Source organism: Aquirufa nivalisilvae, from assembly GCF_004307455.1.
Classification (GTDB): Bacteria; Bacteroidota; Bacteroidia; order Cytophagales; family Spirosomataceae; genus Aquirufa; species Aquirufa nivalisilvae.
On the sequence record NZ_SEWX01000006.1, the window covers coordinates 96,413 to 112,912 of the forward strand.

7 protein-coding genes and 1 tRNA gene are annotated in these 16,500 nt (G+C 38.1%); 2 read left to right on the forward strand and 6 right to left on the reverse strand.

What is annotated here, in order from left to right; genetic code table 11:
- Window position 1: 1 nt before the first annotated feature.
- The 4 genes from EWU22_RS11050 to EWU22_RS11065 all read right to left on the reverse strand — a co-directional run bounded on the left by EWU22_RS11050 (window position 2) and on the right by EWU22_RS11065 (window position 5,072).
- Window positions 2-1,273 (reverse strand): DNA methyltransferase, encoded by a 1,272-nt coding sequence (locus EWU22_RS11050; RefSeq protein ID WP_161566847.1) that lies wholly within the window; start codon window positions 1,271-1,273, stop codon window positions 2-4.
- Between the two features lie 6 nt (window positions 1,274-1,279).
- Window positions 1,280-1,489 carry a helix-turn-helix transcriptional regulator gene (locus EWU22_RS11055; RefSeq protein WP_130925600.1) on the reverse strand — a complete coding sequence of 70 codons (210 nt, stop codon included), beginning with the start codon at window positions 1,487-1,489 and terminating at the stop codon, window positions 1,280-1,282.
- A gap of 219 nt (window positions 1,490-1,708) precedes the next feature.
- Entirely contained in the window at window positions 1,709-4,081 is a 2,373-nt protein-coding gene (locus tag EWU22_RS11060) for a heavy metal translocating P-type ATPase (RefSeq protein ID WP_130925601.1), read from the reverse strand.
- Between the two features lie 919 nt (window positions 4,082-5,000).
- Window positions 5,001-5,072: transfer RNA gene (locus EWU22_RS11065), tRNA-Arg, on the reverse strand.
- Between the two features lie 130 nt (window positions 5,073-5,202).
- Here EWU22_RS11065 and EWU22_RS11070 point away from each other — a divergent pair.
- Entirely contained in the window at window positions 5,203-6,813 is a 1,611-nt protein-coding gene (locus tag EWU22_RS11070; protein ID WP_130925602.1) for a DUF5060 domain-containing protein, read from the forward strand.
- A 106-nt stretch (window positions 6,814-6,919) separates the two neighbouring features.
- Window positions 6,920-7,759, forward strand: coding sequence for a metallophosphoesterase family protein (locus EWU22_RS11075; RefSeq protein ID WP_130925603.1), 840 nt, complete (start codon window positions 6,920-6,922; stop codon window positions 7,757-7,759).
- A gap of 193 nt (window positions 7,760-7,952) precedes the next feature.
- Here EWU22_RS11075 and EWU22_RS11080 read toward each other — a convergent pair whose 3' ends face one another.
- The gene (locus tag EWU22_RS11080) at window positions 7,953-12,110 is read right to left on the reverse strand and encodes a T9SS type B sorting domain-containing protein (protein ID WP_130925604.1); all 4,158 of its coding nucleotides are present in this window, start codon (window positions 12,108-12,110) and stop codon (window positions 7,953-7,955) included.
- A gap of 241 nt (window positions 12,111-12,351) precedes the next feature.
- Window positions 12,352-16,167, reverse strand: a complete 3,816-nt coding sequence (locus EWU22_RS11085) for a T9SS type B sorting domain-containing protein (protein ID WP_161566848.1) — start codon at window positions 16,165-16,167, stop codon at window positions 12,352-12,354.
- Window positions 16,168-16,500 lie beyond the last annotated feature (333 nt).

A 16,500-nucleotide genomic window follows, 5' to 3' on the forward strand; every position in this document is an offset into this window, starting at 1 on the left:
GTTATGCTTTTTTTGCTATTAAAATGTATTCTTCTGGATAAACTAATTTACTGTCTTTGTTAATTAGCTTTGAAAATCTACCTGATTTTTTATCTCTTATAGAAGGAATAAGTTTATTAGGAATACTTCTTTTTATTATTTCAACCATTTCAAATCCTAAAATTGTAAGTGTTTCTGCAAAAACCTCAGCTGATTTAATTTTGACATTTTTAAACGTAGTATTACCAATTACTAAACATACATGCCCATTATACTTTAATACCCTATGCATTTCCTTGGCAACTGCATGCATATCATTAAAATAATTAGCCACCTCCCTCGCTGTTCTCTTATCCTTTTTTAAGAGACTATTAATAATATCTTGCCCAATTATTGAATCACAAATTGTTTCTTGGTTCAAAGAATAAAAAGTTCCAATAAAATTCTTTCTAAAGCCTGATAAATCAGTAATGTATTCATACCAATATGCTGTAAGTTGATGAATATCAGCATATTCATAAGAAGTTACGTAAGGAGGAGAAGTAATAATTGCCCCAACTGAATTTGCCCGTATTGAAGTTTTTCTTGCGTCTTCTAATCTTATTTCGCACTTCGTTTTTAAATATTTGTTTTCAGATAATTGTTTATAGAATTCAGCATTTTTCTTTAACATTTGTTTTGTATGTGTCTGAAAAGCAATAAATGGATCAGGTGGGACTTTGCGCGGATCTATTTGGGGCTTAGTACTTGATTGCAACCATTTCGAACAATTCTTTAAAATATGAGATAGAGATACTAATAAAAAATCTTTAATAGCATTATCTCTAGTCTCTAGAATTTTTTCATACAAATACGCAATTTTTGCTTTATGTTCCTTTGAAAACCAATAGTCAATGCGTTCGTGTACATCAATATCAACATAATCAATTAGTCTAAACGTATCGAAATTTTCAACAATTTTATTATAATGAATATTCAGATTGTTAGGTTCTACTGGATTAGTTTTTGCCTTAGTAATTAGTTCCGCTACTGGATTAATGTCTACTCCAATTGATTTTCTACCATGAATCTTAGCTTCTACCAGTGTAGTTCCGCATCCAGCAAATAAGTCCGCAACGAGGTCTTTCTCATTTGTATACTCTTCAATTAATTTCTTTACTATATTGGGTAAAAACTTAGCAGGATACCTATGATACCCATGTGTCCATTGCTCAACCGAACGTACATTCTTAAAACACCAATCATGATTAACGGGTACTTTATCAAATGATATGCATTGTTTTTCGTTCAACATACCCATCTATCGTTTAGTTGAATTAATAAGCTCTCTTACATCAATATTAAGCAGTGTCGCTATATCGATAAAAGTGTCAATTGAAGGTTGTACTTCATTTGTGCACCAACGAGAAATAGTCGTTTCATTTTTATCGAGTTTTTCCGCTAGCCACTTGTTGGTCTTACCTTGTTCAGCCAAAACAACTTTTAATCTGTTAATTGCATTTTTATTCATATCAATTAGCATTTGATGCGAATATATCAACTTTTAATGATAAAAAGCATTCGAAGTAATAATTAGAGTTATTGTTTATCAGACTGATTCAAATAAGACCTTTTGCATATTTCAATTCAAGGTAACAAAAACATTCAATTCAGGTCAGCATAACAAAAATAAAATCAAAAATTTTAATCCTTGTATAATTAATTGATATTCTACCTTCTTCATTCTACATTACAACACCTTCCCTCTCAACCTCAAGGAATTCGAAATCACTGATACTGAACTGAAGCTCATAGCAAGGGCGGCGAGCATTGGCGATAATAAGGTACCAAAGAATGGGTATAGGACTCCTGCTGCAATGGGGATACCGAGTACATTGTAACCTAAGGCGAAAAATAAGTTTTCTTTAATGTTTCGAATGACCATCTGGCTTAGCTTTCTAGCTTTGGCTATATCCCGTAAATCTCCCTTAATTAACGTTATTTCGGCACTTTCTATGGCTACGTCGGTGCCAGTTCCCATAGCAATACCAATATCCGCTTGAGATAAAGCAGGAGCATCGTTGATGCCATCACCTGCCATTGCTACCTTTTTGCCTTCAGCCTGTAAACGTACTATTTCATCCAGTTTAGACTGTGGCAACATCTGGGCTTTCCAAGCATCTAAACCTAATTTCTTGCCGACTAAATCCGCCGTTTCTTGGTTGTCGCCCGTTAGCATAATCACTTGTAATCCTTCTTTCTGCAAGTCTTGAATAGCTTGCTGACTCGATTCTTTAATCTTATCACTAATCACCAAAGCTACTTGAGCCTCTTTTTCATCCGCAAAATAGGAAATCGTTTTGCCCTGTTTTTGCTCCGCTATCACTTGCTTAAATAAATCCACGGGAATATTAATACCTCGCTCTTCCATTAATTTTTGGTTACCAATGGCGTACGTTTTACCCTCTATTTGTCCCAAAACCCCTTTGCCTAATAAGGCTTCAAATTGATTAACTTTGACAGAACTAATACCTAAATTCTTGGCAAAAACTACACTGGCTTTAGCCAAAGGATGCTCACTCAAGCTATTCAAAGAAAGAATTTTTTGCCAAACATCCTTCTCGATAATCTCCTCCGAACTGACCAACATTTTCTCCAATGAAGGTTTACCTTCCGTCACTGTACCTGTCTTGTCAATAATCACCACATTCACCTCCGCCAATTTCTCCAAAGCCTCAGCATTCTTAATCAAAATACCGTTCTGAGCCCCTTTCCCTACTCCTACCATCACCGACATCGGTGTAGCTAAACCCAGCGCACAAGGACAAGCGATAATCAAAACAGCAATGGCATTCACAAAGGCAAAGGTATAGGCGTTTTCGTTGGCCAGCATGGCCCAAGCAATAAAAGTTAACAGCGAAGAAAGCACCACTGCAGGCACAAAATAATAAGAAATAGTATCCGCCATTTTTTGGATGGGCGCTTTGGAACTGCTTGCCTGATGCACTAAATCGATGATTTGTGCCAATAAGGTCTCTGCCCCCACCTTATCCGTTTGCAGTATAAAACTGGTATTCCCATTGATGGAGCCAGCCCTGACCATATCCCCCACTTGCTTGTCGACCGGTATCGGCTCTCCCGAAATCATGGATTCATCGATGGAGGCATGTCCTTCTTGAATGGTTCCGTCAACCGGAATTTTCTCCCCTGGTTTTACTCGAATCAAATCATGCTTTTGTATTTGATCAATGGGCACAATCATTTCCTTGCTATCCCGTAAAAGAGTAGCCTCATTGGGAACCAATTTCAATAGCTCACGAATGGCGGCATTGGTCTTTCCATGGGCTCGGGCTTCCAAGACTTGTCCCAAAAGTACCAAAGTTAAAATCACGGTAGCGGCCTCAAAATACACATAGACTGTTCCATGGTGGGAATGGAATTGATGCGGAAAAATAGATGGGAAAAAGAGGGCAATCACTGAAAATAGCCAGGCCGCTCCAGCTCCAATACCAATCAGCGTAAACATATTAAAATGCCGACTCAACAAGGATTGCCAAGCGCGTTCAAAGAACATCCAAGTGGCATAAAATACTACTGGTATTGATAGCACCAATTCCACCCAATTCCAAGTGGTCATGGAAGCCCATTGGAACAAGGGGTTACCAGGAATCATGTCCGTCATGGAAATGATAAAAATAGGCAAGGTAAAAGCAATGGCAATTTTTAGTTTAAACAGCAGCTTGTTATAAGTACTATTTTCATCCTCTGTACTTCCCGCTTGTGCCACAAGGTCCATGCCACATACTGGACAAGAACCAGGTTTATCATAGGTTTTGTCTCCTTCGCAATGCATGGGACAATAATACAAAGCCCCTTGAATGGCGACAGGCTTAGGTTTTGCCAACATAGGCTGGGGACTTTGCCCGATATGATAATTGCCTCCACTAGCTTGCAGGGCTTTTTCAAAGACCTCGGTCGGAATATGGTGTTCCATTTGGATGGTCGCTTCTGCTTTTTCTAGATCGACAGTAGCGATGGCACCTTCAACTGAATTCAGTGCTTTTTCAACGTGGCTCCGGCAACCTTGGCAACTCATTCCGGATATGGGGTAGGTATGTTTCATTTTAATGTAGAATAAAGAATGTAGAATGAAGAAATATTGTTATTAGGGTTTGTGATTAGCAGAGGCAATGTAGAAATAATCATAAAATAGTAAAACAAAAATCATGCACTAAGCATTCAAATATAAGCAAGAATTTTGCGGTAAAATGATAAATCAAAAAAAGCTCCGTTCCGATCTTTCGTAGGATTAACCTTTCAATGTAAAATGTAGATAGAATGTAGAATTTTGCATATTTAATCCCGTCGTTCAGCCCTGCGAAATGTGATGAACGCAGCGGTAGACGAGGTTTTGACCTTGCGCATAGGCGATGCGCGTCCGCGTCAAAAGTATAGGCGATAGCGGAGAGAATCACGATTCTGCGAAGCAGAATTCGCCTTGGCGGAACGACAAAAAACAAGTTTTTTTTGTTTCTTTTTTTTCAAAAAAAGATAATCCTCAATAATCTATGCTTAATCAAGTTAATCTTCTACAGCTTTAATCACTCACTACTTTAAGGTCATTACTTTGGTATTTCTTTTTTTGAAAAAAAAGAAACAAAAAAACAGGATGGTTTCGGTTAATCCAACACGAATTCCGCTTTGCGGAACCGATGTTCACTCCGCATACGGCTTTAATCTTTGACGCTTACACTCAGGCCCACGCACAGGGTCAAATATTAGCCTGCCGCTTCGCTCATGCTACGTTCCCATCTTTCGTAGGATTAACCAGAAATTGTAGAATGGAAAATGTAGAATGTAGTATTGAATTACCCCATTTATAAATTATAACCTATAATTTATCATTTCATAGTGGCCCCAGCGGGAATCGAGTCGAACGCGACCCCGGCACATCAAACGTTTAGAAAATAAATCTGATTAGATGGAAGAAATGTACTAATACCCCATTTATAAATTACAACCTATAATTTATCATTTCATAGTGGCCCCAGCGGGAATCGAACCCACATCTAACGTTTAGGAAACGTCTATTCTATCCGTTGAACTATGGCGCCAAATAGGCCTGCAAATTAATCATTTTAGAACAAAAATCTTGATAATATTTGATTGGACACCTATTTATCTTGTAACAATAATTCGTACTTTACTACACCAAAAACCTAACACAATAAAAAAAACCTCTGGATGAAAAAATCATTTCTTTTAGGTATCAGCTTTCTATTTATTCTTTCATTTGGCCTAATGGCACAAGAGCAAGTGGAACGCTGGAATCGGGTGGAATTATCCTATCAAACTGCATTTAAAGGAAACGGATATCAGGATGTAGAATTTAAAGCCATATTTGTTCATGCCGATACCACCCTAACTATTTCTGGTTTTTATGATGGCAATCAAACCTTCAAGCTACGATTCATGCCTACTCGATTGGGTATTTGGAAATATACAACTCAGAGTAATGTACCTGGCCTAGCCAAAAAAACTGGTACTGTGGAATGCATTGCCCCTTCTCCTGAAAATCATGGCATGGTACGTACAAATAGTTCGGTTCATTTTACTTATGCAGATGGTAAAACCTATTATCCATTTGGAACAACGGCTTATGCCTGGAACCATGTGGGTGCTGAATTGCAACAGTTGACATTGAATTCCCTACAAAAATCAAGATTCAATAAAATCAGGATGTGTGTGTTTCCTAAAAACTATGATTTGGTCAAAGAAGAACCTAGCCTATATCCTTTTGTCCTACAAGAAACCAAGCGGGATGCCCAAGGAAATGAAGTAAAAGTGTGGGACTACAATCAATTTAATCCAGCCTTTTTCCATCAATTGGAAAAACAAATCAATGCTTTACAAAGCTTGGGCATAGAAGCTGATTTGATACTTTTTCATCCATACGACAAAGGAAGATGGGGATTTGATGCCATGTCTAGAGAAGTCAACATTCGTTATATTCAGTATTTCTTGGCCCGAATATCTTCTTTTAGAAACGTGTGGTGGTCGATGGCTAATGAGTGGGATTATGTAAAATCAAAAACGATTGCGGATTGGGATGAATTAACTAAAACAGTGGTCAAAGCTGATCCATATCGCCATTTATGTTCCATTCATGGAGCAACAGCCACGTATTACGATTATTGGAAACCTGAATTTAGCCACGTGAGCGTTCAAGATGAATCTCCCGTTCAAAGCCCCAATTCAGCTGCTATGTTGCGCAATGTATACCATAAACCTGTTGTCTTAGATGAAGTGGGTTATGAAGGAAATCTTAAATCTCGCTGGGGCCGCTATAGTCCCGAAACCATGACGCATTTGATCTGGAATGGCGTTATAGGAGGAACCTATGTAACTCATGGAGAATCCTTTATGTTCAAAGACCACCGAGACACCATATTTTGGGCCAAAGGCGGGCGATTTATGGGGGAAAGCTGGAAAAGAGTGAGATTTTTGAGACAACTCTTGGAGGAAGGTCCGGGACCAATGAGTTTGTCGGATGTTTCTCGAGATAATATTACCTCTTCCGGAGGCAAAGGGAATTATTTGGTCTATTTTGGAAAACAAATCCAAGAATACTGGATGTTTAATTTACCTATTAATAATGGAGCCTTTGGTAAATTGACTGCTGGAACTCGTTTTCGAGTAGATATCATTGATACCTATGGCATGACGATACAAACTTTGCCCGAGATCTTTGAAACAGGTAAAGAAAATGATTATCGCTTTTTCGACAAAGATTATAAGAAAATCAGATTACCTGAAAAGCCCTATTTGGCATTAAGAATTAGGGAAATCCGATAATTGATTGAATTTAGCTCCTAATTTTATTAAGAAAGGATTAAGATTCTATGGTCAGGACTATATTTTAGTTAAAAAAAGATAAATTAGGTTCTCAATCTAAACCTCTATGTCAAAAAAAGAACAGCTATCCCTTAGCAGAAGAAATTTCATTCAGCAAGTTTCATTTGCTTCTATATTTCTCCTTTCTGGACAAGTCAAAGCATTAAGTCCATCTGAAGTTGAGGCTTTTCGTAAGAAAGTAAAACTACGATTCATTGTTGCTTCCGACATTCACTATGGCCAACCTAACACAGCATTTGAGGAGATGTTAGATAAGTCTATTGCACAAATCAATCAGTTCCATTCCGAGAATCCACTGGATTTTTGTGTCATGAATGGAGATATCGTACATGATGATAAGACATGGATGCCCAAAGCAAAACTTAAAATTGACGGCTTAAAAATGCCCTATTATGTTACCCGTGGCAATCATGATTTAGTGAGTCCCGAATATTGGAAAGACATTTGGGGCACTCCATTAAACCACCAAGTGGTTCACAAAAAAGTGGGTATATTATTAGGTGATACATCGAATGAACAAGGTAAATACCTCTGTCCAGATTTAACTTGGTTGAAAGAACAACTAGAAGCAAATAAAAAACATAAACAAGTCTTATTGTTTTTGCATATTCCTCAGGCCAAATGGACAAAGCATGGCATTGATCATCCAGAGTTTTTTGATTTGTTGAAAAACTACCCCAATGTGAAAGCTGCATTTCACGGACATGAGCATGATCAAGACGGGGTAAAAATGATGAACAATACGCCATTTTTATTTGATTCCCACATTGGAGGTAATTGGGGAACTCCGTATAAAGGTTACCGTGTAGGAGAAATATTGAATGATGGCACTTTAATCACTTATATGATGAATCCAGAAGTAAAAATGGAGGAATTAAGTTTCTAAACGCCAGGATTAAACCGTGTTTTTCCTCCTGAAATTAGCGAAACTCCTAACGCTGTCAGGGTTCCAAACCCTGCCAGCGTTGCGGAAGCAGGTTTAATCAGCCGTTTAACGAATGAGATTTTGCATTAATTGTCCAAGATATTGATAATCCAATGGAAACAAATAAGGGAGCTAAATTAGCTCCCTTATGATTTTAATTGAGGTTCAATCTATTGACATATAAGAACGATTGAATAGCAGGCTTCGCGCCAGCAAAATCTACTACATAATAATAAACTCCATCAGGAACTATTTGAGACTGATTCGATTGGCCACTTACAAAATTGATTTCTCCTCCCCAATCATTTTTATAATTGTCCGATTCGAAAATGATAGCTCCTGCCCTATTAAATACCGTGATGTGGTGCTTAGGCATACTTAATAAACCTGGAATAATCAGTTTATCGTTTTTGCCATCTCCATTGGGTGAAATCCCTTGAGGAGCAAATGGCTCACATACATCTTTATCTTGCATGTTACTTATTCCATCATGATCACAATCTTCTAAGCCTCCATAATTGATATCCAACTCCAAGATATCAATGATTCCATCACCATCGTTATCCAAATCGCGGTAGTCAGGTATGCCATTTTTATCCGTGTCAATAGGGTTGTTAGCATCGGTACCAAATTCTGCGATATCTAATATTCCATTATTATCAGAATCAATATCCTGAAAATCAAAGATACCATCTCTGTCTGAATCCAATGGCTTTGTAGGATCGGAGCCTGCTTCTACTTTATCAGGAATTAAATCATTGTCGGAATCCGTATCTCGATAATCAGGCAAAGTATCTCGATCAGTATCTACTGGTCGAGTAAAATCTGAACCAGCCTCCAGTCGGTCTGTCATAGAATCATTATCGGAATCGGTATCTATATAATCAGCCAAACCATCTTTATCGGTATCTAAAGGCTTATTTAAATCATTTCCTGCTTCTAACTTGTCCAATAAACCATCATTATCTGAATCGATATCTCGGTAATTTGCCAAGCCATCTAGATCGGTATCTAATGGCTTTGTACTATCCTTACCTACTTCTATTGAATCTAATAGTCCATCATTATCCGAATCGGTATCCACATAATCTGCTTTACCGTCATTATCCGTGTCCACTGGTTTAGTCGGATTGGCACCTGCTTCCAATTTATCCAAAATAGTATCATTATCGGAATCTAAATCGATGTAATCCGCTTTCGTATCTCCATCAGAATCAACAGGTTTAATTGGGTTTTGGCCTACTTCAATCATGTCTAAAATCCCATCATTATCGGAATCGGTATCTCGAAAATCCCATTTCCCATCCGCATCTGAATCCACAGGTTTAGTTACATCAGAACCTACCTCAATTTGATCAGGAATGGTATCTGCATCTGAATCGGTATCCACATAATCGCGTTTCCCATCTAAATCTGTATCTACTGGTATAGAAGGATCAGCCCCAGCTTCCAATTTATCTGAAATAGTATCATTATCTGAATCTAAGTCCAAATGATCCCAAACTCCATCTCCGTCTGAATCCAGTGGTTTAAGTGTATTTACTCCAACCTCAATTTTATCCAATATCGTATCATTATCAGAATCGGTATCTCGAAAATCCAAGATTCCATCTGCATCTGTGTCGATAGGATTATTAACGTCTTTGCCAGCCTCCCATGTATCTGAAATTCCATCCCCATCGCTATCTAAATCTTGAAAATCAGCTATTCCATCCAGGTCAGAATCTAATGGCTTAAGTGGATTAGAACCAGCCTCTATTTTGTCTGGAATTAAATCATTATCTGAATCTATATCTTCAAAATCTGCTTTACCATCTAGATCTGAATCAACTGGTTTAGAGCATGAAATGGCTTCTACCGTATCAGGTATTCCATCATTATCTGAATCCAAATCTCTAAAATTGGGAATTTCATCTACATCGATATCCGCTCCCAATTCAATAGCATCAGGTAAACAATCGTTATCTGAATCTAAATCAAGAAAATCAGAACTACCATCTTTATCTGTATCTATCACTGCCACATATTGACCGCGATCATCCCAACCATCTGCCTTTTCATCTTTCAATGCGCTGCAGGTAGCGCATTTATTTTTCCCTTCCCAAGCATCAGGAATTCCATCACCGTCTGAATCAGCGTCTAAATAGTTGCCTACTCCATCTCCATCATTATCCACATTTCTTTCATCTTGATCACCTAACCAGTCCCCGTCTGAATCCAAATCTCGGTAATTAGGATATGAATCTTTATCTGGGTCTGATGTTCCCTCTACTTGATCCAAAATTCCATCGTTATCTGAATCCAAATCCATATAGTCCTTTTTCCCGTCTCTATCTGTATCTGGTAATGGCAAAGGTTTTCCTCCAAAACCCACTTCTAAAATATCGGCTAAGCCATTCCCATTATTATCTGTAAAGGCTCCATTGATATCAATTTTCCCATCATAATTCTGATCAACAGTTCCTCGCACATTGTCAGTTGCTTCCCAAACATCTAATATTCCATCACCATCAGAATCAGAATCAATATAATTAGGAATACCGTCTCCATCTGTATCTTGCTCACCTTCAATGGCATCAAGAATGCCATCATTATCTGAATCCAAATCCAAGTAATTAGCTTGCCTATCTCCGTCTGTATCAATATTTCTTTCCACGGAATCATTGATTCCGTCGCCATCTGAATCTGTATCTTGTGAATTCATGCGACCATCACCATCAAAATCAGCACAGGTTCCTAATAAGGAAGAAGTCCCATAACATTCCATGGAGTTCGGAATTCCATCTCCATCATCATCAGCAAAAGTTGTTTCAATTAATTGGCTGGTTCCAGTTGGACTTGTGCTTGCTCTGAATGTAAATGAACCTGTTCCTTCTGCCCCACTATACTTCATTCCTAATGCAGTCAAATTAGCCACACCATTGACGAAATCCGAAGCTGAGGTTAATTTATTGCCACCAGATAACCCTGAAATACTTCCTGATAAAGTAGTGCTAGCCGTCACATTATTAGTTGCTGCATTGAATGAGGTGACGATATTGTCAAATCCATCAAGCGCCGTTACGGTATTAGTTCCAGAAAAAGCACGTTCACTTTGTTGTGGATTGCTAACAATGACTCGAAATTTATTTAAAAATCCAGGATTCACGGTTACCGATAAATTATCCGCTCCTGAAGAAGAAAGCGTTCCATCACTGACTGAAATGGTGGCCGTTTCTGCCTTGTACAATGTCATGCCGGGTAAACTAATCCCATTAGAAAATGTCACACTGGTGGCAGTACCAAAGTTTACTCCAGATACTCGTGGAATATTTCCGCTGATAGCCGTACTGGCTCCTGAAAAAATCAAGGATTTATTCCCAGTATATTCGTAGGACTGGTTACCATAACTATCTAATGCGTTGATGGTGACAGCTAAATTAATACCAGCTGTACGCGTAGTTGTTCCTGAAATAGTTAGTCTAACGGCATCACCTCCACGAATAATGGCTGGAATAGCACCAATGACAGATAAATCTGCATTTCTAATTAAAATATTACCAGAAGCACTAGTAGTTCCAGAATACTTTATTCCAATAGCTTGTAAGTTAGCCACCCCATTGACAAAATCAGTCAATCGATTTAGGGTATTTCCACCATAACCCAATGTAAATGTTCCTGCTGCATAATTATTGTTTCCAATAATGGTCAAAGGAGTTGCAGCAGCATTAAAATTAGTAATAACATTGGCATAGCTATCTTGTGCCGTAACCGTATAGGTTCCTGTGAAATTCCTACCTACAATTTGTTCCGGATTGGACAATACCTGTTCAAATCGACCTAATGCTCCAAAACCAACAAGCACATTTAATCCATCAGCTCCTGATGAGGATAAGGTTCCGTCTGAAACCTGAATGGTGGCTGTTTCTGCAAGAAATAAATTTAACGAGGCTGTTGCGACCCCATTGGTAAAAGTAAGACTGGTTGGAGTCCCAAAAGCTATGGAATTAACCTTAGGTGTGTCACCTAAAGTGGAGTTATTCGCCCCAGAAAAAACCACATTATGATTTCCAACATATGTATTGTCCGTCAGGCCTCCGCCGTCAACTGCTGTGATGGTGATAGTTTGTGAAATCCCTGCTGTTTGTGTTCCTGTACCTGTTATTCTAAATTTGACTGCAGCTGCCATACCCTCAGATGCATGAGTCTGCTGTGGCAATAAAAATAGGGAGAGAAAGAAGCAAATGGAATGGAAAAAATAGTTAAAATGCTTGATGCATAATGTACCAGCGGAGGATTTCTCCTGCTGAAATACAACAGTTTTAGAACACATAATACAAGGAATCAGTTTATAAATTTAAATGAACAGACTAGAAATACTAGAACCATTCGAACACAGGGAACTATTTATTTAATTCAACTAACTAGTTACAAAAAAAACAATGGAAATATTTTTATTTAAAAGTAAAATTTGTTCTCATTTAAAAACTAAAAATCTATCTAGCTAACAAAAAAACGAGCAATAAACATTACTCGTTTTTCTACAACCTATATTTAATTAAACCACTTGTTTCCTAATTATTCTTCATTCGATTGACATACAAGTAAGATTGAATCATTGGCCGAACAGTTCCAAAATCAATGATATAATAATAAATACCATCCACAATTTTACCATCATTAGTTAGTAGAGTATCTGCATTATTGGACATGCCATCCCAATTATTTTTGTAGTTATCTGTTTCAAAAACTAGACTACCCCAACGGTTATAAATACTTAATCGATGATTCGGCAAACTCAAAATTCCTGGAATGATGAAGGTGTCGTTGACTCCATCTCCATTGGGAGAAAAACCATTTGTCAAATATGTTTCGCAAACATCAGGGTCCAATTGATTGGGGATTCCGTCATGGTCACAATCAGGTAAAGCTCCCAAATTGAGATCATTTTCCCATTTATCCAATAAACCGTCTCCATCATCATCTGCATCTAAATAATTATAGATTCCATCAGTATCCGTATCGAGTGGATTTGTTGGATCGGGACCTACTTCTTCTGTGTCCGTGATGCCATTATTGTCAGAATCGGTGTCTTGGTAATCAGGCTTACCATCACCATCGGTATCTATTGGGCTTAATGGATTCTTGCCAAACTCCAAGGCATCAGGAATTTTGTCTCCGTCTGAATCCAAATCTCGGTAATCGGGTAATCCATCGTGGTCTGTATCCAATGGGTTGTTACTATCCTTCCCTACCTCAACTCGATCAGGAATTTTATCATTGTCAGAATCTAGATCCAAATAATCGGCAAATCCATCATGATCCGTATCTGTGGGTCCATTGCTAAAGGGCTGTGCCTCTATTTTATCCGAAATTGTATCATTATCAGAGTCCAAGTCGATATAATTTGGAATCCCATCAGCATCAAAATCTGCTGGAATACTAGGATTCAGTCCCGCCTCTATCTTATCTAAAATACCGTCTGCATCAGAATCTACATCTTGGAAATTGGGAATACCATCTAGGTCTGTATCCAAAGGATGTGTAGGGCTAAGGCCTGCTTCAATAAAATCAGCTATACCATCTCCATCGGAGTCTAGATCAACATAATCTGCCTTTCCATCGGAATCGGTATCCACCGGAATTTTACCTGTGAAATTTCCCTCTATTAAGTCGGGAATGCCATCATTATCAGAATCCAAATCTTGGTAATCTGGCATTCCATCAGCATCGGTATCTACAGGATGAGCAGGGTTCTGACCCACTTCTATTTGATCTGGTATATGATCAGAATCTGCATCTATTTCTCTAAAATCAGGCACACCATCGTGGTCGGTATCGGTAGGAATAAGGGCATTTATTCCAGCTTCTATTTGATCTAGAATTGAATCATTGTCAGAATCTAAGTCCAGAAAGTCCGCTTGACCATCACTATCCGTATCCAAAGGTTTTAAGGGATTTGCTCCGGCTTCTAGTCTATCAGGTATTTTATCGCCATCTGAATCTGAATCCTGAAAATCGGGGATTCCATCGTGATCTGTATCTTGAGGTTGTGTCTTGTTTCCTTTTTCTAATACATCGGGGATTCCGTCACCATCAGAATCCAAATCCAAATAATCAGGTAAGCCATCCATGTCGCTATCGAGTGGATGTAAAGGAGCATTGCCCAATTCCCAAATATCTAAGATTCCATCACCGTCCGCATCTGAATCAAGGTAATTAGGAATACCATCTTGATCTGTATCCAATGGTTTGCTTGGATTGGGGCCTACTTCCAAGCTATCAGGTAATCCATCATTATCCGAATCAACATCTTCAAAATCAGCTAATCCATCTGAATCGGTATCGCGAGGATGCTCAAAATTTCCAGCCTCAAGGGTATCTGGGATTCCATCATTATCCGAATCTAAATCTCTAAAATTCGGAATGGAATCTCCGTCAATATCAGCTCCTAATTCTACTCGATCGGGAATGCCATCATTATCAGAATCTTGATCTAGGTAATCGGGTTGCCCATCTAAATCCGTATCTATGACAGGCGTATTTTGACCACGGTCATCCCATCCGTCTCCGTGATTGTCGATACTGGTGGTACATGTGGCGCACTTATTTTTCCCTTCCCAGGCATCAGGTATACCATCATTATCTGAATCATCATCTAAGAAATTGGGCTTCCCATCTAAGTCATTATCGCCATCTCGTTCATCGCTATCTCCTAACCAATCTCCATCGGAATCCAAATCTAAGAAATTGGGAATACCGTCGTGATCCATATCTCCCCCGCTTTCAACAGAATCCAACAAGGAATCATTATCTGAATCTGTATCGACGAAATCTAAGATCCCATCTTTATCCGTATCCTTGGGTAATTCACTATTATTACCAATTTCATAGGTATCTAATAAACCATCATGATCCATATCTCCAGAATACATGGTGATGACATTACTAGTTCCTGTGATGTTATTGAGAGTTCTTGTAAAAGTGAATGTTCCTACTCCTTCTCTACCCGTAAACTTTAATCCCAAACGGGTTAAATTGGCAACACCATTGACAAAATCACCAGCTCGATTCAATATATTAATTCCTGATAAACCCGAAATAGTTCCCTTTAAACTAGTGGAAACGCGTACATTATTTACCGTAGTCCCTGCATTATAATTGGTAATGACATTGTCGTAAGCATCCAAAGCTGTGACGGTGTTATCACCTATAAAAGCCTCTCCTGAGGTTTGAGGACTGTATAAATTGACACTAAATTTTACTAATGTAGCATTATGATTATTTTTGACAAATAATTGATCTACAATGCTTGAGGAGGAAATTGTCCCATCAGAAACAGAAATATAAAACTCTTCTACTTTGTAAAAAACAGAAGGTATAGCAACCGACAAGGTCTGTCCCTTGTCAAAAAAAATAGTATTTACATCTCCTATATTTTTTCCATTAATTTGAGGGATTTGACCTGTATTTGCTGGACTGGCATTGGCTGAAAAAACAATGGATTTATTCCCATGATAATAACCGGCTGTATTACCATCAACATCATAAGTTCTTAACATTAAATTAGTACTTAATCCTGCATTTCGAATTAAGGTTGCATTACCCGAAGAATTTAACACTTTTATTCCGATTGCATCTCCTCCATAATAAACCATAGGAACTGAATTAGCAATATTTGCATTAGACTGTAAAGTGGCAATTAAAGTCCCTCCGACTGTAACAAACCCTTTATAACTAAAACCCAAGTTCGATAAATCTGCCACCCCATTCACAAAATCCGTACTCAAGTTCAACAAATTAGATCCATTCGTTCTATTAAAACTTCCTGGTAAATTGGCTAGTCGAATAATGACAGGATCATTTGATGCATCATATTCGGTGATTGGATTAAAATAATGGTCGACTACATAAACTAAATTTCGACCAATTAATGGGATTCTATTATATTGAATTTGATTTATCCGAAGTTTAAATCTGCTAAATTCCGCATGAGACACCTGTACGGTAAGCTGGTCTAAGCCTGAGGATTGAATTTGAGAAACTTTATCCAATACTGTGATTGTAGTTGTTTCTGCTTTAAATAATGTCATTGGCAAAATGGCTAGACCATTAGTAAAATTGACACTAAATCCTTCGGTTCCCATTTCAATATCAGCAAACTGAGGTTTGAAGTCGGCATCTATGTGTATTTCTCCTCCAGAACGTACCAAATCACTTGAATCTACTTCAAAAACAGCACTGGGTCCAGCAAATGCAATTTCTCTATAACCACTATAACTCACATCCACGTTTCCATTATCGTCCAATGCCGAGATGGTGATATCTTGACTAGTTCCGGCTATTTGGTGGGTATCTCCCGTTATTTTTAAGCGGGTAGCTAAGCTCATTTTAGTCGATGCTGAACCTGCCTTTTTTGATTGATCGAATTGATTCCCATCTTTTGAGTGCAGTATTACATTTTTGCTAGTGGAATGTGGCTTGGTGGCTTTAGTCCAATGACTTAAACAAAAAAATAAGAAACAAAGGCCTAAGAAAAATTTTGCGTTAGGCAAGCAGGACAAAAAGCTCGTGGCTTTTCGATTGAATTGATGATTAGAACACATATTTTGATATGCACAAACTAAGTACCATAAAGGTGTTTTGTCTGGCTATTAGTGGTTAAAATTGCAATTATTCATTGCGCTACAAATATCAAAATATTGGTGGAGAAAATACTTATT

Bases quoted from the DNA above. Each gene is read 5' to 3' on its own strand.
- EWU22_RS11050 (WP_161566847.1), bottom strand. From the start codon at position 1,273: ATGTTGAACGAAAAACAATGCATATCATTTGATAAAGTACCCGTTAAT.
- EWU22_RS11075 (WP_130925603.1), top strand. From the start codon at position 6,920: ATGTCAAAAAAAGAACAGCTATCCCTTAGCAGAAGAAATTTCATTCAG.
- EWU22_RS11060 (WP_130925601.1), bottom strand. From the start codon at position 4,081: ATGAAACATACCTACCCCATATCCGGAATGAGTTGCCAAGGTTGCCGG.
- EWU22_RS11085 (WP_161566848.1), bottom strand. From the start codon at position 16,167: ATGAGCTTAGCTACCCGCTTAAAAATAACGGGAGATACCCACCAAATA.
- EWU22_RS11055 (WP_130925600.1), bottom strand. From the start codon at position 1,489: ATGAATAAAAATGCAATTAACAGATTAAAAGTTGTTTTGGCTGAACAA.
- EWU22_RS11080 (WP_130925604.1), bottom strand. From the start codon at position 12,110: ATGTGTTCTAAAACTGTTGTATTTCAGCAGGAGAAATCCTCCGCTGGT.
- EWU22_RS11070 (WP_130925602.1), top strand. From the start codon at position 5,203: ATGAAAAAATCATTTCTTTTAGGTATCAGCTTTCTATTTATTCTTTCA.